The 22,879-nt window shown below is 38.2% G+C and carries 20 protein-coding genes; 2 read left to right on the top strand and 18 right to left on the bottom strand.

Translation table 11 applies throughout. The features are described from left to right. Nucleotides 1–3 precede the first annotated feature (3 nt). The 4 genes from chiB to AB2Q86_RS00720 all read right to left on the bottom strand — a co-directional run bounded on the left by chiB (nt 4) and on the right by AB2Q86_RS00720 (nt 3,970). Nucleotides 4–2,274 (bottom strand): chitinase ChiB, encoded by a 2,271-nt coding sequence (chiB, locus tag AB2Q86_RS00735; protein WP_077904899.1) that lies wholly within the window; start codon nt 2,272–2,274, stop codon nt 4–6. A gap of 292 nt (nt 2,275–2,566) precedes the next feature. Further along, the gene (locus AB2Q86_RS00730) at nt 2,567–2,938 is read right to left on the bottom strand and encodes a hypothetical protein (RefSeq protein WP_012582138.1); all 372 of its coding nucleotides are present in this window, start codon (nt 2,936–2,938) and stop codon (nt 2,567–2,569) included. A gap of 95 nt (nt 2,939–3,033) precedes the next feature. After that, nucleotides 3,034–3,666: a nitroreductase family protein gene (locus tag AB2Q86_RS00725; protein ID WP_003721729.1), complete on the bottom strand. Its 633-nt coding sequence runs from the start codon at nt 3,664–3,666 to the stop codon at nt 3,034–3,036. A gap of 13 nt (nt 3,667–3,679) precedes the next feature. Next, the gene (locus AB2Q86_RS00720; RefSeq protein ID WP_012582139.1) at nt 3,680–3,970 is read right to left on the bottom strand and encodes a putative quinol monooxygenase; all 291 of its coding nucleotides are present in this window, start codon (nt 3,968–3,970) and stop codon (nt 3,680–3,682) included. A 111-nt stretch (nt 3,971–4,081) separates the two neighbouring features. Between AB2Q86_RS00720 and AB2Q86_RS00715 the strand changes: the two genes are divergently transcribed. Both AB2Q86_RS00715 and AB2Q86_RS00710 read left to right on the top strand, forming a co-directional pair. Further along, on the top strand, nt 4,082–4,375 hold the full coding sequence (locus AB2Q86_RS00715) for a helix-turn-helix transcriptional regulator (protein WP_012582140.1): 294 nt from the start codon (nt 4,082–4,084) through the stop codon (nt 4,373–4,375). Nucleotides 4,376–4,489: 114 nt separating this feature from the next. Continuing rightward, complete coding sequence (locus AB2Q86_RS00710; RefSeq protein ID WP_041176606.1) at nt 4,490–6,007, top strand: polysaccharide pyruvyl transferase family protein; 1,518 nt, start codon at nt 4,490–4,492, stop codon at nt 6,005–6,007. 40 nt (nt 6,008–6,047) lie between these two features. On the opposite strand, the gene AB2Q86_RS00705 is transcribed toward AB2Q86_RS00710, so the two are convergent. The 14 genes from AB2Q86_RS00705 to AB2Q86_RS00640 form a co-directional block, all read right to left on the bottom strand. Next, nucleotides 6,048–6,398 (bottom strand): DUF2200 domain-containing protein, encoded by a 351-nt coding sequence (locus tag AB2Q86_RS00705; protein ID WP_003721726.1) that lies wholly within the window; start codon nt 6,396–6,398, stop codon nt 6,048–6,050. 133 nt (nt 6,399–6,531) lie between these two features. Further along, nucleotides 6,532–6,921, bottom strand: a complete 390-nt coding sequence (locus AB2Q86_RS00700; RefSeq protein WP_003728941.1) for a DUF956 family protein — start codon at nt 6,919–6,921, stop codon at nt 6,532–6,534. A 126-nt stretch (nt 6,922–7,047) separates the two neighbouring features. Beyond that, a complete protein-coding gene (locus tag AB2Q86_RS00695) occupies nt 7,048–7,959 on the bottom strand; it encodes a PTS system mannose/fructose/sorbose family transporter subunit IID (protein ID WP_003728942.1) in 912 nt (303 codons plus the stop codon). Between the two features lie 21 nt (nt 7,960–7,980). Beyond that, nucleotides 7,981–8,787 (bottom strand): PTS mannose/fructose/sorbose transporter subunit IIC, encoded by an 807-nt coding sequence (locus AB2Q86_RS00690; protein ID WP_003724931.1) that lies wholly within the window; start codon nt 8,785–8,787, stop codon nt 7,981–7,983. 23 nt (nt 8,788–8,810) lie between these two features. Beyond that, nucleotides 8,811–9,776 (bottom strand): mannose/fructose/sorbose PTS transporter subunit IIA, encoded by a 966-nt coding sequence (locus AB2Q86_RS00685; protein ID WP_012582142.1) that lies wholly within the window; start codon nt 9,774–9,776, stop codon nt 8,811–8,813. 300 nt (nt 9,777–10,076) lie between these two features. Beyond that, nucleotides 10,077–10,712, bottom strand: coding sequence for a Crp/Fnr family transcriptional regulator (locus AB2Q86_RS00680; RefSeq protein WP_012582143.1), 636 nt, complete (start codon nt 10,710–10,712; stop codon nt 10,077–10,079). Nucleotides 10,713–10,868: 156 nt separating this feature from the next. Continuing rightward, the gene (locus tag AB2Q86_RS00675) at nt 10,869–16,844 is read right to left on the bottom strand and encodes a bacterial Ig-like domain-containing protein (protein ID WP_012582144.1); all 5,976 of its coding nucleotides are present in this window, start codon (nt 16,842–16,844) and stop codon (nt 10,869–10,871) included. Nucleotides 16,845–16,966: 122 nt separating this feature from the next. Then, nucleotides 16,967–17,527: a hypothetical protein gene (locus tag AB2Q86_RS00670; protein WP_012582145.1), complete on the bottom strand. Its 561-nt coding sequence runs from the start codon at nt 17,525–17,527 to the stop codon at nt 16,967–16,969. Continuing rightward, entirely contained in the window at nt 17,524–17,841 is a 318-nt protein-coding gene (locus AB2Q86_RS00665; protein ID WP_012582146.1) for a hypothetical protein, read from the bottom strand. The genes AB2Q86_RS00670 and AB2Q86_RS00665 overlap by 4 nt, the downstream gene beginning before the upstream one ends. A 12-nt stretch (nt 17,842–17,853) precedes the next feature. Next, nucleotides 17,854–19,224 carry a F0F1 ATP synthase subunit beta gene (atpD, locus tag AB2Q86_RS00660; protein WP_012582147.1) on the bottom strand — a complete coding sequence of 457 codons (1,371 nt, stop codon included), beginning with the start codon at nt 19,222–19,224 and terminating at the stop codon, nt 17,854–17,856. Then, nucleotides 19,225–20,097: a FoF1 ATP synthase subunit gamma gene (locus tag AB2Q86_RS00655; protein ID WP_003735174.1), complete on the bottom strand. Its 873-nt coding sequence runs from the start codon at nt 20,095–20,097 to the stop codon at nt 19,225–19,227. It abuts the gene before it with no gap. Continuing rightward, nucleotides 20,094–21,590 carry a F0F1 ATP synthase subunit alpha gene (locus AB2Q86_RS00650; RefSeq protein ID WP_012582148.1) on the bottom strand — a complete coding sequence of 499 codons (1,497 nt, stop codon included), beginning with the start codon at nt 21,588–21,590 and terminating at the stop codon, nt 20,094–20,096. The genes AB2Q86_RS00655 and AB2Q86_RS00650 overlap by 4 nt, the downstream gene beginning before the upstream one ends. Next, nucleotides 21,587–22,618: a F0F1 ATP synthase subunit delta gene (locus tag AB2Q86_RS00645; protein ID WP_012582149.1), complete on the bottom strand. Its 1,032-nt coding sequence runs from the start codon at nt 22,616–22,618 to the stop codon at nt 21,587–21,589. Before AB2Q86_RS00645 ends, AB2Q86_RS00650 begins: the two co-directional genes overlap by 4 nt. 11 nt (nt 22,619–22,629) lie before the next feature. Beyond that, entirely contained in the window at nt 22,630–22,872 is a 243-nt protein-coding gene (locus AB2Q86_RS00640; protein ID WP_003721714.1) for an ATP synthase F0 subunit C, read from the bottom strand. Between the last annotated feature and the right edge of the window lie 7 nt (nt 22,873–22,879).

Below are 22,879 nucleotides of genomic sequence, written 5' to 3'. Positions count from 1 at the left end.
CTATTAATTTATTAATAACCAAGGGCCCCACTGTTCAGCTCCTGGCTCATTTCCTTGAGTCCACCACTGTGCTTCATATGTTTTCCCTTTATAAGAAACCCTGTCTCCCTTATTGTACGTTTTGGCAGCGTCCCATGCTGGAGTTGCTGGTGGTGTTGCCGCATCAAGCGTTGTCACAGTTAAGGTCGAGCTTGCTGCCGAGAAATTCCCAGCCGCATCATACGCTTTTACTGTGTAAGTGTACGCTGTTTTTGCAGTTAAGCCACTATCTGTAAAAGTAGTTCCTGAAACAGAGCCCACTTCGGTCCCATTTCGGTACACTTTATATCCAGCCACCGCTTTATTGTCCGTTGAAGCTGTCCACGATAGAGTAGCAGATTTATCGGTTACATTAGAAGATGTGAGTGCTTTTGGTACTGTTGGCGCTTCTGTGTCACTTGGATCAGGGACAACAGTTCCCCCGCCAAAAATCGTTTGTTTACCAAATTCGACACTCGATTTTACCATCCGTTGTGTTAAATCAATTTTAGAAATGTTAGCTACATCCACACTAGATGCACTCGATTTTAAGCGGAAAGTATAAGATGCGCCTTGCGGAATTTGCTGTGCATCATATACAGAAGCTAAATCAACTACTGTATTGCCACCTGAAGTAGTAACTGTCCCAGCTTTATAATCCCCAGCAGTTAGCGTTTCGCCTGCTTTTACCGGAATATAAAACTTAGGTAATTTCACTGTTTCAAAAGAGAGCTCCGTTGATTTCAAGACTTCATTGGTTTCATCCGCTTTTTCATTGTTTGTAATTGTAATTTCGTATCCGACGCCATTTTCACTATAAGGTTTGACAGTTGCTACCACATTTAAATTCGCATATGTGATTGCGTTTTGCGGGATTGCGCTTGTACCGAACAATCCGGTTTTAATAGCCTTCGTAAGTTCATCGCGCTTAGTTGAAGTCGTTGTTTTATCCTGCGACTGCATCCAAGAAATCATCCCACCAAGATTATTATCTTTTACATACTGTGCCTTATAGCCAATTGAACGCGTATTGTCATATGTGTAAAACTCCCCAGTTTCCTTACTATAAAGATACGGCGCCTTGGCAGTATCATCCCAGTATTCTTTCAATGTTGGCGTTTTAGCTTTTAGCGCATCAATACTTCTATACGCCCAAACTCCGCCAGCACGGCCCCCATCGCCAGTTTTAATTGGGTTTTCGTTGTTTGCCCCATAAGTAAGCGAGCCATCCGCATCTTTATTCGTTTTTTCAGCAGCTTGGAAAAGCCCTGGCAATGCCGTATCCGTTCCAGCAGCTACTTTATTCCAGCCCCGAGTATAAAATGCTGCCCCAACAACAATTTTATTCGAAACTGCTCCCTTTTCTTTTAAGTATTTAACGGTTTGGTCGACAGAAAAACCACTATCATAATTCGGATCTTTCGGATTGCCGTAAAGCGCTGTATGATGCGCACTATTCGGTGTCCAAGCACCATTTAAGTCATACGTCATCACATTCGCAAAATCGACTACTTTAAATAAATTCGCTACATCAATCCCATTTTCTAAAGTAGATTTTGCAGCTGGTAAAGCAACCGATAATTCGTATTTCTTGTTAATATCCACGCCTTGTTTATCCAAAGCAGTTCTTAAATCTTGTAAAAGTGTAATAAAGTTTTGCTTATCCGCAGGTTTTGCATTTGGTGTGCCTTCATCGTTTTTATTATCAACAAGGTCAGCGTCCCGTACCGAAGCAGGATATTCCCAGTCCAAATCAACAAAATCCATATTAGTATATTTCACAAACTTCATCACATTTTTCACAAAGTTAGCCCGTTTTGTTGGATCTGCTGCAACTGTCGAGAAATCTCCCGACTTAGACCAGCCACCAACCGAAACCCCTATTTTCAAATTCGGATTTTGAGCGCGCAAATCTTGAATCGCATTCAAAACGCCCGCATTTGCTCCGCCCCATTGAACTCCCTCTTGTCCAACAGGCGCCCCAACAGCAGCATCTTTATCAGTAAAAACTAAATCCCCATTACTATTAAAATCCAGAAAAGCAAAATTCAAATGTGTTAATTGATCAGCTGGAATATCTTTCGGATAAAAGTTCCCTTCTCCTCCCCAAATCGACCAATCACCGTAATACATAACATTTCGATACTGTGGTACATTTTCAGCCGCTTTCGCCCGTTTTGGCTGTGCACCAATTGATACAACCACTAATGATAAAACTAACAACACAACAGAAGTAATACTAAAAAGCTTTTTCATCTTCTTATTCATCTCTTCACCCCGATTTTTGATTTATAAACCTCATTTCGGCAGTTCTAAGTTTGTCTCTCTGTACCCCTTTTTGTGTGGTTGCCCGAATGTTCTTCTCTCTAATTTCCTCCCCCCGATTAAAGATTCATTCCGAGCATCTGTATATCATGCAATTATCATGCCAAAAGAAAGCGCTGTCATTATGCGGTTTAAGACCCCTTCCTAAGATACACAGATGGAATAAAAACTTACACAGATAAAAAAATAGCACAAGCACTTCGCTCATACTATCGATTAAATATTATTTAATTTTCACAAATTCAAACCAATCCTTTCGCGAATAAAAAAAGGATGCCAAACAAAGGATTAAAGCAATGACTGTAGACACCCAACTAGTGGCCAAAAGCCCGAAAAAAAGAAATGGAAACATTGAATAATTTAATATTAGTGCTTTACGGTTAATCCGCACAATAACATCATTACTATTTTCCAAAACCGCTTCCTGACTCCCATAAAACCAATCAGTCACGCAAACCTTTGTTTTCTCCATCTTAGGCATAAAAAAATGAGACTGATGATTGTCGAGTTTTACAATTTCTTCATTTTCGATTCTAATTTTCACCGGAGTAATACCGCTGCCAATTCCAGTTTTACGAGTTATTTTGATAGTCACAGTTGCTTCTCCTCCTTGGCTGTATGTTATTTTAATTATACCAAGAAAGGAACAAAAAAAGAACAAGGAAATAGCAGCTATTTCCTTGCCCTCTTTTAAGCAAAAGTCGTAACATCCGTAATCGGTAATCGATAAGACTGGTAGCCAGAATTTTTAGCTTTACCGATAGAAACAATCATAACCGGTACATAACGCTCTGGATCCATATTGAAGGCCTCAGCAACTTCCGTACGTTCAAAACCACCAATTGGATTTGTATCATAACCATGCGCCCGAGCAACTAACATTAATTGCATTGCCACAATCCCACCATCAATAAGGACGACACGTTCAGCTTCTGAGCGCGGAATGGAAGCAAAGTACTGGCTTAATTTAGCCATTTGTTGTTCTTTCACTTCTGCCGGCATCAAGCCCCGTTCAACTGATTCTCCGTAAATTTTTTCACCGTTTTCAAAATTCTCTAAGTCACCAAAAACTAAAATCATCGCGGAAGAAGATTCATTTTGACGTGTATTAAAGCGAACTAACGAGCTTAATTTTTCTTTACCCGCATCACTTTCCACGACCACAAAACGCCATGGTTGCATGTTTACAGAAGAAGGAGCCGTTACCGCGTCCTCTAGAATAGCTTTCATTTCTTCTTGGCTAATTTTCACCGTTTCATCGTATTCTCGAATTGAGCGGCGGTTTTTCATTAAGTCTTCAAAATCATTATTTACATAAGTCATATTATGATCCTCCTTATCGCGCAAGTGGCGTTAATACTGAAATTTCAAGTTCGTTAGCAACAAAATCAGCAGCCAATTTCTGGAATTTTTTGAAATGCTCGCTGTCGTTGTGTTGTTGAATGGCAGCCATATCCGCCCATTTTTCTAACATATAAAAAACTGTTTCGTTTTCCGTTGATTGCACTAATTCATAACCATGATTCCCAGCTTCTGCTCTTGATGCAGCAATAACTTCCTTAGCCGCCTGCAAAAAAGCTTCGGTTTGTTCTTTTTTGACCGTAATTTGCGCTTCAATATGCAACATTTCCCAACAACTTCTTTCAGATTTAATAGTTCGATTATTTTCGAACTATCATAATATAACATAGCAGCAAGTTCCGCGCAATTAAAATGTAAGTTATGATATGATATTTGTATGAAAAAATTAAAAGAGCTCTCAAAATCAGATTTATTATTAATTTTCCAAGCCCTAAGCGATCCAATTCGTCTTGATATTTTCCTATGTTTACTGAAAAGCAAAGAAAAACGCTTCTCTGGCACAACTTACAATATCTCCAAATCTACCATGTCACACCACATTAAACTGCTTAAAGAAGCCAAACTGATTAATTTAAGAAAGGAAGGAACAACGCATATTTATTCGGTGAATGAAGCATTAGTGGAAGAAATCGGCTACTTCTTTGATGCATGTAAACATAATCACAAATAAACCATGAATTTCATCTTTAAAATTGTTAACCAGGTTAATATTTTGATATACTTTAAATATTAACTTACTTAAGGATGTGGTTTTTTAGTGAAGCGAATACTCATTAGATCGGGTATGCGACCGACCAATGTCTACACGCCGGAAGACATCTATTTAAAGGATCGAACCGGGTTTAACAATGGTAATCTTGCGTATCAATATAGCATTTATCGAGCTTTGTGGAATGATGATGTAGAAATACATGCTGACGGTCTTTCATCTAACCCCAATCTCGCAGAAAAAATCAATGAAAATTACGACCTCTATGTTATGCCTTTAGCTGACGCATTTCGAGACGACTTTAGGCCAGTACTCCGCAATTACACCCAACTCATTCGCAAATTAAAAATCCCAGTCATCGTAACAGGCGTCGGGTTAAGAGCGAATTACGAACCACAACTAGACGAAGGTTTTTCTTTTGATGAAGATGTTACTAACTTTGTTAAAGCAGTCCTAGAAAAATCAGCTCAAATTGGGGTTCGAGGACAAATTACTGCAGATTATTTAAAAAAACTAGGATTTAACGCAGAACTTGACTTCCGAGTAATTGGTTGTCCGTCCCTTTATACATTCGGACGAGAAATAAAAATAAGAGATTTTCACTTAACAGATCAATCCACCATCGCTATTAATGCATCCCCAACATCTTCAGAAATAGCTATCAATTTCCTTAACAACATGATTACTACATATAAAGACTATCACTTTATCCCTCAACACCTAGACGAATTCCATTTAATGTATGCCGGCGGTCCAGATATCTCTAGTGATATCAATGGCTACCCAACAAATATCCAACATAAGTATTATCAAGAAGGTCGAGTAAAATATTTCACTAGCATGCCTAGTTGGTTCGATTTTGTGAAGAAAGTTGATTTTAGCATTGGCTCTCGCCTACATGGAAACGTCATTCCAACAATAGTCGGAACACCTAATATTTCTTTCGTACAAGATGCCAGAATGCGTGAACTAGCCTCCTACCATGCGCTTCCTCACGTAACCATCGATGAATTAGAAAAAACCAACAACCTCCAAGAATTACTAACTAAAGTGGACCTGAAATCAGCCGAAAAAGTCCAAGCAAGAAATTTTGATAATTATATTGATTTCTTAGATACTAATGGTCTCAATCATATCTATAAACACGATAAAAACAGAAAATCAGCTCCCATGGATGAACTTATAAACTCCATTACTTTCCCAACAAGTCCAGACCCCATTTCCATATTAAACCCTCAAGAAATGCTAAACCGAGTAAAAATCTCCACCAATTTATTAAAAGAAAGACATGATTTTAGCACAAGATACCGCGTCAATCTCGTAAATAACCAACTTACCCAACTGAAAAAAACAACTTCTGAACAAAACAAAAAATACCAACAAAAAATTACTGAAACACAAGAAAAAAATCAGCAATTAGAAAAACAACTGACAGATACTAAACAAAAATTACAGTTGACGATTAATAAAAATCACGAACTAACTAATAAAATCAGACATTATCAAGGAACATTAAACCGAAAATCTGTAAAAACTACTTTAAAAGTAGCGAACTCTCTAGCAAATTTAAAAAAGAAAGTCTCCAGAAGCTAAGCAATAAAAAAGCAGCCATCCAAATCTGGCTGCTTTTTACTTATTTCCTTAAAATCTTCTCCATTTTCTTTCCTTTTGCAAGTTCATCCACCAATTTATCCAAATAACGAATTTGCTGCATTAGTTTATCTTCAATTTCTTCCACTCGGTAGCCACAAATAACTCCGGTGATTAAAGATGCATTGGGATTCATTTTCGGCGCTTCAGCAAAGAAGGTCTCGAAATCAATTGCTTGGTCGATTGCTTGTTGCAAAGAATCTTGATCATAACCGGTTAGCCAAAAAATAATTTCATCTACTTCTTCTTTTGTGCGGTCTTTTTTCTCCGCTTTTTGTATGTAAAGAGGGTATACACTAGCGAATGACATCGTGTAGATTCTTGGTTTTTTCATGTTGGTGTTCCTCCTTCGTTTACTTTTGATTTCACTTTCTATTGTACCAAAATGTGCTGTTTGTTCAATTATTATGTACGAAAAAAAGCATCAACAGACATAAGTCCATTGAAGCTTTTCGGTATAAATCGGCTTATTTATTTTTGTTTTTCTTCTTGCTAAATATCGACCGAAACGAGCGCTTCATAACATCAAAGAAACTTAGCGAGCTCACCATATTGGCTGGGTCGACATAAACTCTTATTTTACGTAAAACTTCTTTAGGCTTTTTAGAAGCAAATGTGTATGTGCCGTTGCGCTTTGTTTTAATGGCGTAGCGAGGGATCCACTTACCTTTTAGCATAACGGATACGATAACTTGGTCTACTTCTTCCCAAGGGATTTGGACGAATTTACGCACATCACGTGAGTTAAAAAATTCAAAACCTTTGTCGCCAATCATAATTTTCCCGTAATCTGTAAGTCCAGTATACGCGGTGGCATCTATTGTTAAGTCTACCTTTGTATTAATCGATTGAACCAACTGTATTCGCTCCATTTCTTTTCGCTTGTTTTGTTTATTATACCGTATTCGTTTATCTGTGTCATATATCTAAACGAAAAGAGGCTCGGTGAATATTGCACCAGCCTCTTTTCGATCAGCTTATTTTTACAGAAGCCCGATTAAGTGACCAACTATACCAACTACGAATAGACCTAGAATGATGATAATTGGGCTGATTTTTTTCTTAAGTAACCACATACATAGGAATGTAAGAGCAACTGCTGCAAGTCCTGGGATTAAGTTATCCAAGTTATTTTGCAAGGTTGTTACTTTAATTTCAGAAAGAGCTAAACCTGCTTGTTGTTGTTCTAAAGCAGTTTTAATACCTTGTGCACCTTGTGGAAGATGACTCCAATCAATATACGCACCTTCATCAAGTTTAACTTTCGAGATAATTGGCGCAAACTGGATATTTACCCATCTCTGCACCAAGGCGGCGAGGACGAACATCCCGAGTATCGAAGCACCTTTTGTAATGTCTTGTAGTAATCCACCAGAAAGGTCATCAGTGATTTTAGAACCAGCTTTGTAGCCGAATTCTTGTGTATACCACATGAAGCCCCAACGGATTACGTTCCAAGCAACGAAGAATAAGATAGGTCCAAGAATGTTTCCACTCAAGGCAAGAGAAGCACCTAATGCACCTAACATTGGACGAATTGTAAACCAGAATACTGGATCACCAACACCAGCTAGAGGTCCCATCATACCAACTTTAACCCCTTGAATTGCTACATCATCAACTTCTGCTCCATTTGCACGTTCTTCTTCCAGTGCAAGTGTTACCCCAAGAATTGGAGATGCAATATATGGATGTGTATTAAAGAATTCTAAGTGACGTTTTAATGCAGATGAACGATCTTCTTTTGTTTTATATAATTTTTTAATAGCGGGAATCATAGAGAATGCCCAGCCACCATTTTGCATACGTTCGTAGTTCCATGAACCTTGAATGAACGTAGAGCGCCATGCTACGCGTAGACGGTCTCTCTTTGATAATTCGATTTTTTCTGCCATTCTATTCTCCTCCTTTTTTTATTAATAGTCGTTTAATATATCGCCCAGTGGATCGCGAGAGTTTCCGCCTCCACCGCCGTTTGAGTTACCGCCACCCATTTTAGATAGGTTAAGGTAAATAAGAGCAAGTGCAACACCTAGAGCACCAATTGCGATAAGTGTAAGTTGAGAAATTGCAGCTACTACGAAACCGATTACGAAGAACGGCCATACTTCTTTAGTAGCCATCATGTTGATAACTAGTGCATAACCAACGGCAACTACCATTCCTCCACCGATAGCCATACCATCTGTTAACCAAGCTGGCATTGCTTCTAAGAAAGATTGAACGCTGTCTGCTGGAATGAATAAAAGTGCTGCTGCAGGAATCGCGATACGAATACCTTGCATACAAATTGCTGAAATATGTAACCACTCTACGCTGCGTATATTCCCTTTTTCAGCGGCTCTGTCCATCAAGTGAACAATTGGAACTGCCAATGTACGAACGATCATTGTTAAGAAAAGACCTGCTACTGCAAGTGGAATTGCAATTGCGATTGCGGACGGAATACCTGCTACTCCTTGTCCACCTAATACTAATATAATTGCTGAAGCTACTGAGGCAAGCGCGGCATCTGGTGCTACGGCTGCTCCGATGTTTGCCCATCCAAGTGCGATCATTTGTAGAGTTCCGCCAAGGATGATACATGCTGTTAAGTTACCTGTTACGAGACCAATTAATGTACATGCGATTAATGGCTGATGGAACTGAAATTCATCTAGAATTCCTTCAATACCTGCTAAAAATGCAATAAGTACTACTAAAATTATTGATATGACAGACATAATAAACCTCCTATTTTAATTTTTTATTGTGTCTTTAATTCATTTTTTGCTTTTTTGATGATTTCATCCATGTTTGCGCTTGAGTCATTAGGGACTTTACGCACATCGAATTTAACGCCTTTTTCTTTTAATTTCTCAAAAGTGGCAACATCATCTTTCCCCATGGAAAGTACTTTGCTAACAACAACTTTACCTACAGAGTGAGCCATGGAACCAACGTTTACTTGTTCGATTTCTACGCCACCTTCAATTGCGCGTAAAACATCTTGAGGATTTTCGAATAATAAAAGTGCTTTTGTATTGCCGAAACGTGGATCTTTTGAAATCTCAATCATTTTTTGGACTGGGATAACGTTAGCTTTTACTCCTGGTGGTGCTGCTTGTTCGATTAATTTTTTACGAAGATCGTCTTTTGCAACTGCATCTGAAACGACGATAATTCTTGTTGGGTGTGTTGCTTTTGTCCATGCAGTGGCTACTTGACCATGTAATAGACGTGAATCAACACGAGTTAAAACGAATTCGATTTTGCCATCACCAACTGCAGCGATTTCTGCTTGTGGCTGTTCAGTAGCTGTTACTTGCGGCTGAAGTTCTTCTGGTTTCACACGGATACCTTCTTGAGCTGGCGCAAGGATATTTGCTGCGATTTCGTGTGCGCTTTCCATTGTAAAACGTGATGAGAAAGCTTCAATCAGCATTGGCAAATTAAGTCCTGCTACGATTGCCCACTTATCTTTATGTAGTTCATAAAGACCGTTTGCTTGATTGAATGGTGTGCCTCCCCAAAGATCCACTAAGAATAAAACTTCATCTTGGCTATCAAAGGATGCAATTGCAGCTTCCATTTTAGCTTTGATGTCTTCTGGACCTTCGCTTGGCATCAAAGTGATTGCTTTAACGTTTTCTTGCTCGCCGAAAATCATTGTTCCGGACTGCAAAATACCTTCAGCAAATTCACCGTGAGTTGCGAGGATAATTCCTACCATCTTTTTCCCTCCTAATATAATTCATTTATTTTGCTACCCGCTCTATTAATTGCAAGTTCTGTGCCAACTTTTCAGTATCACTCTCGAAACACTGACGTATCAATGTTTTATCAATCTATATTATTATGGTATTAATTAGTGTATCGTTAGCCAATACAGAAAATGCAGCTTAATAATTTAGTGTATCCAAGAAACACACATTGTATATTAAAAAAACATAATAAAGTTATACTAATCTGCAGAAAAAGCAAAAAAACTACTCAAAAATAAATTTTGAGTAGTTTTTTTCATAGTATTTTTTTATGAGGCGCATGATGCTTTTGATGGCTGTGCCAGTTCCCATGGGGTCATTTTAACATTAATTTTACCCTGTTCTGCTAAATTATTTATTATCACAGAAGTTGTTGATACAGAGCACTTTGCTAATTTAGCCAGCACATAGATTTTAAGCCACCTTGGAAATACAGGATTTTGTTCAGGGTCTAGCTTATACCTTTCAATTACTTTCTGTAAAACCATTTCAACACGTTCTTCCGGATAAGCTGACATTAGTTGTCTTTGCCATTCTATGCTCCGCTCAAAATCTTCCGCTATTTGCAGAAAGAAATTTGGCAACAACTTATCTTCGTCTAGCCTTTCAAGTATCTCGTCTGTAGAAATAACGATATACGTGGTATGTTCAAGAGCAGCTAGCGAAAGACCTCCGTCTGTTGTAAAAATAATCCGTTGATCTGCAAAAACGCGTTGAATTGTTGGCTTTTTTTCGAAGCTTTCTTGTACCATTAGTCCTTTTTCCATAACAATTAGCTGTCCATGTTGCAATTTTAGTTCCTTACCTACCTCCAATTCTTGGTGAGTAAGAGAAAAATTCGTTCTAATCCATGAATAAATCAGTGAATCTTGGCTGACTAGTTGATGAAATTCTAAAAAAGTCATTTTTCTACTTCCTTTCCTCCCAGGTATGTGAAACCTTGGTTTTCGGTTGAACCATTATATCTGTTTAACTAACTTTACTCAGAAAAAGTGTGTTTGAAATGTCGGGAAAAGGTAGGCTAGTCTTGCTACCCTACCTTCCCCTATTATTTCTATTAATTATCCGTGGCGTCTTCTTAGTCTAAATAGCCATAAGAATAATGCAAATCCTACTAGACAAGCACCCGCTAGGATAACCCATAAGTTCATTTGGTCTCCTGTTTTTGGTATTGCTTGTTTGTATGTTGCAGTTCGTTGCTGACCAGCTTTCACGTCTATCTTGCTGTCATCATCAGAAGGTTTTACTGTTACTTTTTCTCCTTCTACTTGAATCATAGCTACGACAGAAAGCTCTTCTTTACCAGCATCGGCGGTTCCTTCGTTTGGATCAATTGTATAAGTGATTTTGTATGTGCCAGGTTTTTTCGTATTGACTTTACCTTCCACTTTCACGTTAGAAAGCGGGATATCACTACCATCTCTGGACATTGCACGTACGAAATTATCTTTTGGATCCCACTTCGCATTTGCTTTTAGTTTACTATCCGCAACGATAATTTTTGCTTGGTTTTGTAGGACTGTTACATGAGACACACTTGTCACTCCATCGTAACGATAAGTGATTTCATATGTTCCAGGTGTTTTAGTATCTACAAGCCCAACAACCGTTACATCAGATAATTTAACATCATCACCTTTTTTATCTACCGCCAAGTCAAAATTATCTTTAGCATTCCACGTTTTACCAGCATAAATGGTGCTGTCATGGGATTCTACTTTTGTTTGTCTTGGTTTCACCGTGATTTGTACTACTTTTGATACCTTTTCATAGCTATATTTTACTGAATAGGTGCCCGGTGTTGTTAAGTCCACTTTCGGATCTTCTTCAACCGTTATATCTTTATAAGCAACTGATTTTCCAGCTTTATCAATAGCATTGTCAAAGTTATCTTTAGCGCTCCAGCTATCTCCTGTATAAACTACAGAATCATGCGCATTTATTGCTGTTTGCGGATTTTTCACAGTTACCTTGATAGTCTTAGAAAAACCGTCATATTTATACGTAATCGAATAGGTTCCTGCTTGAGTCATATCCACATTTCCTTCTACTTCTACATCTGAAAATGCGACTGTTTCTCCGTCTTTATTTTTTGCACTATCAAAATTATCTTTTGCTTCCCAGCTCTCGTCTACATATACCGTGGAGTCGTGAGCATTTACAGCTGTTAAAATATTTTTCACTGTAAGCGTAACTGTTTTCGAAGCTCCATCATAGCTATATTTCAGTTGGTACGTGCCTGCCTTATTTGTATTAACAGTAGGTGTTTCTTTTACCGTTACATCTGAAAAGGCTACTGGATCTCCGTCTTTATCTACGGCGTTATCAAAATTATCTTCCGCCGTCCAGCTATCTCCTACATAAATAGTAGCATTGTGGGCATTAATCCCTTTTTTATTTTCTTTAACTGTGACTGTGATTGTTTTCTCTACGCCACCATACGTATAAGTGATTGGGTATGTGCCTGCTTGCGCTGTATTAACTGTGTTAGTAACAGATACTTTCGCAAAATCAACTACATTTCCATCCTTATCTGCAGCACTATCAAAATTGTCTTTTGCAGTCCATGTATCATTGGTATAGATGGTGGAGTCATGCGCGTTCACTTCCGTTGCATCTTCTTTAACCAAGATATTTACCGTTTTAGTTGTATCATTGTATTTATAAGTGACCGGGTACGTGCCAGCTGTTGTTGTATCAACGCTTCCAGTAACTTCGATATCTGCAAAAGTAAGCGTTTCGCCTTCTTTGTTTAATGCACTATCAAAGTTGTCTGCCGCTCTCCAGTTGTCACCAACATAAATTGTAGAGTCATGCGCGTTCACTTCTGTTAAATCTTTCTCCACTTTCACTTCAACAACTACTTCTACTTCTTTGCCATCTTTTTCAAGTGTAAAAGTTAATGGATACGTGCCACCACGGTTAGAACCATTTTTAAGTGCATTTAACTGCGTTTCGTCTACTTTAACCACATTCGTGCGATCTTCAGCGTTTGAATTTACACCATTTTTCACTTCTTCAAATGCTGCTGTTTTAGCTTTACTTACAGCTTGAGCTTCGGTAAGAGCTATTGCATCTTTGTATTCTAAAGTGAAATCCGTTGCTCCAATTCTAAGTTGATCTTTCTGAGCAAACTCACCATTCGCTGTTGTTACATAAACAGGAGCGGTAGATTTTTTCTCTGTTCCAAAGATATCTTTGATTGTGATTGTTAAATCTGTAGCAGCAATGGTTTTTCCTTTAGTGGAAACACCTACAATTGCTCCAGAACCATCCGTTAACGTTTTCGCTGTTGCGATGGTAGGATCTGCTGTCGTCCATTTGTATCCATCTGTAGTAGCTAGAATTTTTTGGAAAATATCTGGTTCAATCGTATCTTCTGCCGCTTCACCATTTGTAAGAGCTACTTTTGGTAAAGTGATTTTCAAACTCTTGCCCTCTTGAACTAATTTCTCATTCAAGTTTACTTTTAAATCTGATTCAGGTACGTAAGAAATGTAACCCGCATTGATGTGTTGTGCATCTGGCTGTGCTGGGTCAATTTCTTTTACCCAACCAGTATCAGTGCCTAAATTCGGCGCTGCACTGTTTATTGCCTTATCTTTACCTACATTTTGTAAAGTAAGTTTGTGACCTTCTTTTTCAGGAAACTTAACTGCATATTTGCCGTAACCAATTCCTAAATTATAGTCAAATTTGTAGTCCCCGTTAGCATCTGTTGTCGTAGTGACATTTTGGCCATCTTTAGTAAACGGTTCGTACGCTGAATTTGTTTCATTCCATTTATATAATTCAACTACTTCATTCGCAAGTGCGGTATCATTTTGCGTTGATTCATATAAACCATTGGCATTTTTATCTTTAAATAGCTTACCTGCTACTTCAACAATTACTAATTCTGCCCCTACTCGAGTTCCTGCAATTGACCCGGAATACGTGTTAGTTGTAACAGCGTAATAAGGGTTGTATACATCTCGTTCACCAATTTTATTTCCAGCTGCAGCAGAATCAAATGTTTCATCTACTTTTAGTGGAACTTTAATTGTTTGGCTTTCTCCAGAAGCAATCTCCGTCTTCACTTTGATACGAACCATGTTTGCTTTTCCGTAATCTGTAAGTGAATTACTGTAAATACTATCTGCTGTATAGTTGTTTGAAGTCGCTTCCGTTGTATAACTGATGTCAAACTGTGCTTTTTGTTCAGCTGTCATCGCTAGTGCATCGCTTAGTTTCATATCCCATTTGAAAGGTTCACTTTGGAATTTCGAGCCAAAGTCTTGACCAGTTTTCGGAATCGGAATATAAATGTCTAGGCTCTTAGCACTACCACTAGATGTATTCGTAATTTTAACCATGTAATCAGCGTCAGTTCCAGGTGTGAAATACGAAACCGTGCTATCATCATCTTCTACATATGCAGCTTTGATTCCTTCTCCAGCCACATTTAAGAATGTTTCTACAGTAACTGTATCTTGTTTTGGAACACTTAGCGTACTTGTGTTGGTAGAAAGTAAACGTTCTGCATCTCTACCATTTTGGTTGACGTCTAAGCCGTTATCTAAGAATACGTTTGCTCCTAATGCTGAGGTAACGTTACTACCTCCCCAAGCTAATAACTCTTGGATATCCGTGTGAATACTCTTGCTTAATGTCATATCAAATGTTGTATTATAACTGATATTTAAGTAGCGTTTTTTCGCTGGATACCCAACAAACTCGCCTACTGTCACATCTGTCGTTTTAATTACATACACTTTCTCGCCATTTTTAGCATTTTTTGTTTCAACAGTAAAATCAACTTCTTTTCCATCTTGGTCTGTTAGTTTAATAGAACCAGGTTTAACAGTAGTTCCTTCTAACTGACGTAAATAAATCTCTGGGTTATTAAGCACAGATCTTGTTCCATATGGATACTCATGCATAATAAGTGCAGCTTTCGTTGTTACTGTTTCTCCTGCACGAGCAGTTTTAACTTGTGTACCTTCACTGTTATAGAATGAAGCTGTACCATTGGCTGCTGTCGTTACGCTATTGCTTACTGTGTAAGTGGATGAGCCAGAAACTTTCGTGCTAGCTTCATTATCCGCATCCCAAATATTTGCCTCAAATTGAACAGAGGTAATACCTGGTTTAACAATACCGTAAGACGCACTATTAGCCGCTTTAAACGGAGCAGAAGTATCAATATTTGTAAAACCAACACTGAAATCCCCAACATTAGCTTTTACTTCTGTAAAGTACTCGCCTTCTTGAAGTCCTACTGTGGTCGCTTCTAGTGTGAGCATTTTATTTCCGTTCGTTTTCGGAGGTGTTCCATCATAAGTTCGATATTCTGGGTTTAAGTTCGTTTTATACTGGATATCTTTTACTTTGTTACCTGGATAAGTTCCATCAAAAGGTAAATTTACTGTATAAGCTTCCCAGTTATCATCAAATTTGATTTGATAAATTTGATTTGTTTTTACTCCGGCAGTTTGCTTATTGTTAATTTGAACAAGTCCTGCCCAAGTTTCATTATCTGGATTTATATAGTAGTTTCTCGGTAACATAACCATTTTGTTTGTGGATCTACCTACTACTTTACAGATATCTTTTGCAGCTAGCGTTGTTGTATCGTTTGAATCATTTGTTAATGCATCTGTTTCAAAGACTTGGTCGTCATACGTTGTAATGACCGCATGTGGCACTTTAGGAGCTGTATAAGTCCCTTCATCAGTTCCCTCTGGCACCTTATATTTAACGGCAAAAATTGTTTCAACGATTCCGTAGTAGCTTTCTTGATTGAAATCAATAACTACTTTATTTTCGCTTGGATAATGTGTGATTGTTCTATTAGCATTATTTGTAAGCAGGCTTCTACCTTCATTAACAACGCCTACATATTCCATACCTTCTGGATAGTAAAGGGTTGTTTTAACATTTTTCGGAACAAAGATTTTCGAACCACGAGCATCCATTGCGTTGATACCATTTACAACTGAATATGGCTTCGTATAGTTAAAAGATTCTTCTGTGTCAGTACTTGGCATAACTTCTGGCAGGAATGAAGACGTGTACCAGTTTCTAAACATAGTTTGAACATGTTTTTGCGCTGCATAACCGACGACATTTTTCCCGTCAGCACGAACTTTTTGTTCTGCAGATGCAACTGGAGTTCCGCTATCACCCATATAAGCATCTACTTGAATTGGGGATTTTAAATCTGTACCACCGTAATATTTAGCAGCATCTACTTGCACAGAAAAGTTCAATGTTAATTTTTCTGTTGCTGGGGCTAAATTATAGCTCACAGTTCCAAATGTTGCTTTATTATAGCCTGTTTCTTTATTTGGTACAGTTACAGATGTAATGGAATCACCAACTGGGTTACCTGCGCCAAAATAACTTAATACATTACTATCAACATTACCAGTTGCTTGGAAATTACTTGGAACTGGAAGGGATACAAAACGCATACCATCTGGCAAAGTGAAGTTTATCTTTTTCCCAGAAGAATTATTATTATTAAACTCCACGGTTACAGAAACATCTTTAATGTCTCCGTTGTCCCAAGATGTTTTATTATAGTCAGGAATGTTTAGAGATACTGAAGGAGCACCTGCTTTAAGCAATCCTTTATTAGTTGGTGTTTCAGTTACAGTTTGATTAGTTGTTTCTTTTGTTTCTTCAGTAATTTCGCTTACTTCATAAGAAGCTTTGTACGTTTTTTCTGTTTTATCTTTATCTTGATAGGTAATGACAAAATCAATTGAACCATTTTTCGTCGCAGTATATGCTGCTTCTTGACCATCGACTTTTTTACCATCAGGTGTTTCAATTGTTAATATTTTAACGTCCGTGCTTTTCGGAGTCGTTTTTATAGTCAAGTTGGCTTTCTTGCTGTCGCTTGAAAGCTCTTTTTGAACCTCGTAGGAAAGTGATTCATTTCCTTTTTCTTCCGCTGATACTCGGAAAGATGAAAGATTCAATTGACCGAGTATTAGTAAAGCTGCCATGACTAATAACAAGGAACGCCTCAAGCTTTTTATTTTCATCATATAAAATAATCTCCTTTGATTTTTTTAGACCGTTCATTAAGTTGATACATATCCTTAGTTTTCATAAAACCTGTTTATTCTTGTGAGTTAATAACGGTCTGTAAACAGGTTTTTTAAGGATTTTATTTCAGTAGTCTAGCGTAAATGCGTTGCCACAACACTAACGCTCCGCCTGCTACGAGTAAACTGCAAATAGCTAAATAACTTCTTACGCCAAATTGAATGACCCAAGATGCTTCTGATACGTGCACAAGCAATAAATACATTGATTTAAGTGCGAAATATCCGGCAAAGTACAACGCTGTGATCGCAACTAAACCGATTAGCTGTTTAATTTCTTTGTTTAATTTTTGCGGGGTGCGCATTTTCTTCCAATAAGCAACTAAGTGGAATGCCCAACTACTCCAAAACATTAGTAGTGTAAACTGGAAAGGAATAGCCACTATTTGCACAACAGCGAAACAAACTAGTAATGTCGCGCTAATTACAACAAGGAAGGCGGTTATCTCTCCATCAAACTGATATCTTGTATACCACAGTTGATATCGCTGAATTCTTTCTAAAGGCTTTTCGTCTTTGGAGAAGTAATGGCGAATAGCTGCGAGTAACAGTAAGATAATGAGAAAAAAAGCAGCAAACAGGCCAATAATTTGTAGCAGTGTCTCAAAAAATCCGCTTATCATAAGATTCCCCTGCCCTCTGTTTGTTTTCGCTTGCTTAATCTTTCAAAAATCCGTTCCGCTTGTTTGGCATCAGCTGAAGCAAATTGGGCCATAATATTTGCTTCATTTTGAACAAGATGTAAATAACCGAGGGCAACAAAGATAGGCTCTGTAGCGGCACTATCTAAAATAGTAATTTCACTATAGTCAAAGAAACTAAGGCAATCGATATGATCTTCTAATACCGTTTGCTGTCCTTCTTTTGTATTGATAACAAAACCCTCTACATCACCTTCAAAAAATTGCCCCATAGGTGAGACGATTTTTAATTTCATTTGCCTCTCCTCCTATTTCAAATCTTTGTAGGATCCGATAAACAAGAATTCCCGCTCTGAACGCTCATCATATTCACCGCTTAAAATACGCTCTACACTTACTAGCAGGTCTTCAATTTCAACAAAGATACCTTCCGTCCCAGTGAATTTTTCCGAAACGTAAAACGGTTGAGATAGGAAGTTACGAATTTTCCGCGCTCGATGAACGAGTTTTTTATCTTCATCACTCAACTCAGCCATACCAAGAACGTTGATGATTTCCTGCAATTCCATATAACGTTGCAGAATAAATTTCACTTGTACAGCTAATTGATAATGGCGTTCGCCAACAAAAGTTGGGTTAAGCGCCCGGGAAAACGATTGAAGCGGGTTAACTGCTGGGAAAATACCTAACGCTGCAATCGAACGCTCTAATACAATCGTTGAGTCTAAATGGCTAAATGTCGCAACCGCAGAAGGATCGTCAATATCATCGGCCGGCAAGAATACACATTGGATTGAGGTAATCGAACCGTTTTTTGTAGACGCGATGCGGTCTTGAAAATCTCCTACTTCTTTTGAAAGTGTTGATTGATAACCACCTGTAATCGGGATTTTACCTTGTAAAGATGATACTTCGGAACCCGCCTGAATGAAGCGAAAGACATTATCGATAAACAATAGAACATCTTTTTTCTCTTCATCACGTAAATATTCCGCTATTGTAAGACCTGTTAAGGCTACACGCATACGAACACCCGGCGATTCATTCATTTGTCCAAGTACAACCGTTGTTTGTGGTAATACGCCACTGGATTCTAATTCTTTATATAAGCCGATACCTTCCCTAACACGCTCGCCAACCCCAGTGAAAACGGAATTCCCGCCCATCATACTGATATTGTTAATCAACTCTTGCATTAAAACTGATTTCCCAACTCCAGCTCCACCGAAAAGTCCAGTTTTACCACCTTTTAAAATTGGGCAAATCAAGTCAATAACTTTGATACCTGTATATAGAATTTCTTTATTTGTATCTAGCTCACGAAGTAAAGGTTGTTCACGAAAGATGGGCCATTTAACTTTGGCTTCTGGCTCAGGTAGCCCATCAATTGCTTTACCATATACATTTAACATCCGTCCTTGTACTGTTTCTCCAACAGGAACTTCGATAGGGTGACCTAGGTTAACGACTTCCGCTCCTCGTGCCAAACCACTAACTTCTCCAATTGCAATTGCTGAAACAGTATTAATTCCAGTATGTTGAACGACTTCCGCTAAATAAGTCCCTTGGTGCGTCTCATATTCAAGCGCATGGCTGATTTCAGGGAGTTCGCATTCATTAAATTCAATTTTTAAAACAAAACCACTAATACTAATAATGGTTCCTGTATGTTTTTTCATTTACTCTTCTTCCTTCCTGATCGTCTGTGCACCACTGATGATATCTAGCAACTCACCGGTCTTTTGTTGTAATGCTTTTTTTCTAGCATCAAAAACGGCTTCTTCATGCTGTTTATGAATGTTATCTTTCGCTTGTTTCATCGCAATCCGGCGCATACAGTACTCACTAGCTACCGAATAACGGAACATGCTATAAAGCAGACCACATAGATAGTTTTCCAGTAACAGCTGCTCTACTTGTTCGTCATCCGTTTCAAAATCAAGCACATAATCAACTTCGATTGACTCCGCATCCGATTCTTCAGGAATATCCGGATAAATTTTTTCACACATTGCTTCTGATTGAACTGCATTGAAATACTTCGTGAAAATGACATATAAAGCATCCATTTCTTGATTATTAATTTGATCAATAAAATCTGCTGTCACTTCTGTAGTTGTTTCCAAATCAATATTTTCAAGCGAAAATTGCAAATAGGTGCTTATATTCTGACCTAGATTCGTTAAATAACGATGCCCTTGTTCGCCCACGACAATCCAGTTAATATTCACTTGATCACCAAGAGATTCAATCAATTTATCTATTTCAACAAAAACCTCACTGTTATAGGCTCCACAAAGCCCTCGTTCAGATGTAATTGCAAGTGCAGTGATGTTTTTTTCTTCGGAAACTTGTATATTGTTACCGGCATACATCGTTTTTCTAACCCACCGCAAACTTTTCAAGATAGTTTCATAATAACTAACAGCTGCTTCGGCTTTTTCCCGTAACCCAGAAAGTTTTCCAAGGGTTGCTAATTCTGTTACGTGGACAATTTTGTAAGTTGAGTTCAGTGCCTTAATTTTTTTTCGCGCCTGGTCTATACTACTCAACGGAAAGGCCTCCCCGCTTCCTGAATAATTTCTTCCAATAGTTTGACGTGTGCTTCATCAAGGTCACTGATTTCCTCAATTTGATTAGAAAATGACGCAAAGTCTGGATGCGCATGTGCTTTTTCTAGTAACAACCCTTTGAAAGATTGAACATTCGTAGGAGCCATTTTGTTTAAGAACCCATTTTGGAATGCATATAAAATGGCAATTAATTCTGGCACGGATAGCGGGCTTAGAATATTTTGTTTAAATAGCTCCGTCAGCATCCGCCCGTCCGTCACCATTTTCATACTTCCTTCATCAAGTGCATTACCAAAATCCAGTAATTCTTTTAACTCTTCAAATTGAGAAAGTATAAGTGTCAGATTTTTACTAAGTTTACGGATAATTGGGTGTTGCGCATCGCCGCCGATTCTGGAAACTGATACCCCAACATCCACCGCTGGCTTTTGACCACGGTTGAATAAGTCGGATTTTAAGAATAACTGACCATCCGTAATGGAAATAACATTGGTTGGAATATAGGCAGTTACATCATCAGATAAAGTTTCAATCATTGGTATCGCTGTAATAGAGCCTCCGCCATGCTCTGGATTCATTTGTACCGCTCTTTCTAAGAGACTAGAGTGGATATAGAAACTATCGCCCGGATAAGCTTCCCTACCAGGTGGACGGTTGAAGAGCAATGTAATCGCTCGATAAGCATCCGCATGCTTCGTTAAGTCATCAAAAATAATTAAAACGTCTTTTCCTTGGTCACGTAATGCTTCTGCGACCGCCATTCCCGCATAAGGGGTTAAATATTGGGCGGTAAGAGAATCACTTGCGGCTGTCGCAACTACTGTTGAATATTTCATCGCGCCATATTTGCGCAGTGTTTCAATTACTTCAGCAATATATGCTGCTTTTAGGCCAATTGCTACATAGATACAATGCACATTTTGATCATGTTGATTAATGATTGTATCCACAGCGATTTGGGTTTTCCCAGACTGTCTATTCCCAAGAATTAATTGACGTTGCCCTCGCCCAATCGGCGTTATGGAGTCGATTACTGCCAGACCTGTATTCAGCGGGCGAGTAACGCTATCAATTGTCATAATGGCTGGCGTTACACAGAATAGCGGGGAACTAGCGGTTGGCTGCTCATCACTTACGTCGTATAACATTTTTCCGGTTGTATCAATAATTCGCCCTGCCATGTCTTCAAAGAGATTTACTTCGATGAAATGATCCGTAACAGACACAGTCATTCCTTCTAAAATATTATTTGTTTTATCAATTAAACCGATACCAACAAATTCTTCATTTAGCTCAAGGATTACCCCGCGATGTTTATCATCAATGATAACCGCTTGGTGAAGAGCTGCATTTTCTAAGCCAGAAGAAAAAATTACACCATCAGAGATTTTCTCAACCCGGCCATGTTCTTTTAAATATTCCAAATCCACAGGGGTTTCGTATTTGTTCATATCAAAATGAATAGTTTTCAAAGTCTCACTTCCGATTCCATTTTTTCTGTTGTGCGCTTGATTAGTTCCTGATAGCTCATATCAATCGACTTTGTTCCATAATTGATAATAACTCCACCAATTAATTCTTTTTGAACTTGATACTCGATTTTATAGCTTGTATGTGTTGGTCGCCACAGCTTATCAAAATGAGTTGCTGATTCTTCATTAGCAACATCTACACGAATCAGCCCTGTATAAAAGTGAACGTTATAAACCTCTAAATAGTTCCGATAAAGTCCACGCGTTTGACGATAAGAGAAATGCGTCAACATATAGAATAGAAATTCAACAAATTGATGATTTAATCCATCTAATGTGCCGTCTTCACGCATCACTTTTAGTTTTTGCTCCGGTGATAAATAACTACTCTGGTAAATTTGTTTCACAGAAAGCTTGCTTGCACGCTCGTTAAACTCTTCAAACGACTTCGTAAATGCATGTAATTCTTCCGGTTTGTGCATTTCAAATAATCGCAAAAGAACCTTATAAGGAAGGGCTAGACGAATTTTCTCAACTCGGACTAAAGCATCAAATTCACGAATTGCCTCTGTAAATAGTTGCGCTTCCTCTTCCTCAGATGTGATAAAAACCTTTTGGACGATTTCGTTAACGCAGCTACTTAGCGATTTAAACGGTGCATGCGGCGTTGTTTCAACACTTGGAACTTCCACAATTTGTGTTGGTGTTTCATTTTTCCAAAGTTGTAATTCTTGTTCATATTGTCTATTTCGAGCAACTAACTGATCGATTTCTTCTAGAAAAATGGTCTCTTTCTGTTCTGCCTCAATAGCTAATTGCCTATTTTTCTGTTCTTCTTGATTTGTAGCAACTTTTTGTCGTTTTAGGCGACGTAATAAACTTTCTTTTTCAAGCGACTTGTCTTGGCTAATTTCGTAAAAAAAGCTCGTTAAAATGTTTTCCAGTTTTTGCAAGGTGAAATATAGTAAATACAAAAAACCAACTGCAAAAATTCCATAAAGGACTATTGTTTGAATCAACTTTTCCATGCTCTCACCTATCATATGAACGGGTTAACCCACAGCAAGATGACTGCGATTGCCAGTGCAAAAAGCATTAATGCAACAATCATTAGAAGCCCTAAAAAGAGGCCTCCCATAACTTCTTTTTTTGCATTCGGGTTTTTTCCGATAATTTCTGTTGCTCTACTTACCGCGATTCCTTGTCCAATTGCAGCTCCCAAAGTCGCAAGCCCAATTGCGAGTGCGGCGCCAATTACGCTACATGCAACTACTAAATCCATTATTATT

Origin of the sequence: Listeria monocytogenes, assembly GCF_041765605.1 — a bacterium.
Lineage (GTDB): Bacteria > Bacillota > Bacilli > Lactobacillales > Listeriaceae > Listeria > Listeria monocytogenes_D.
The sequence above is the reverse complement of the archived record's forward strand: the minus strand, read 5'-3'. Positions and strand labels throughout refer to the sequence as shown.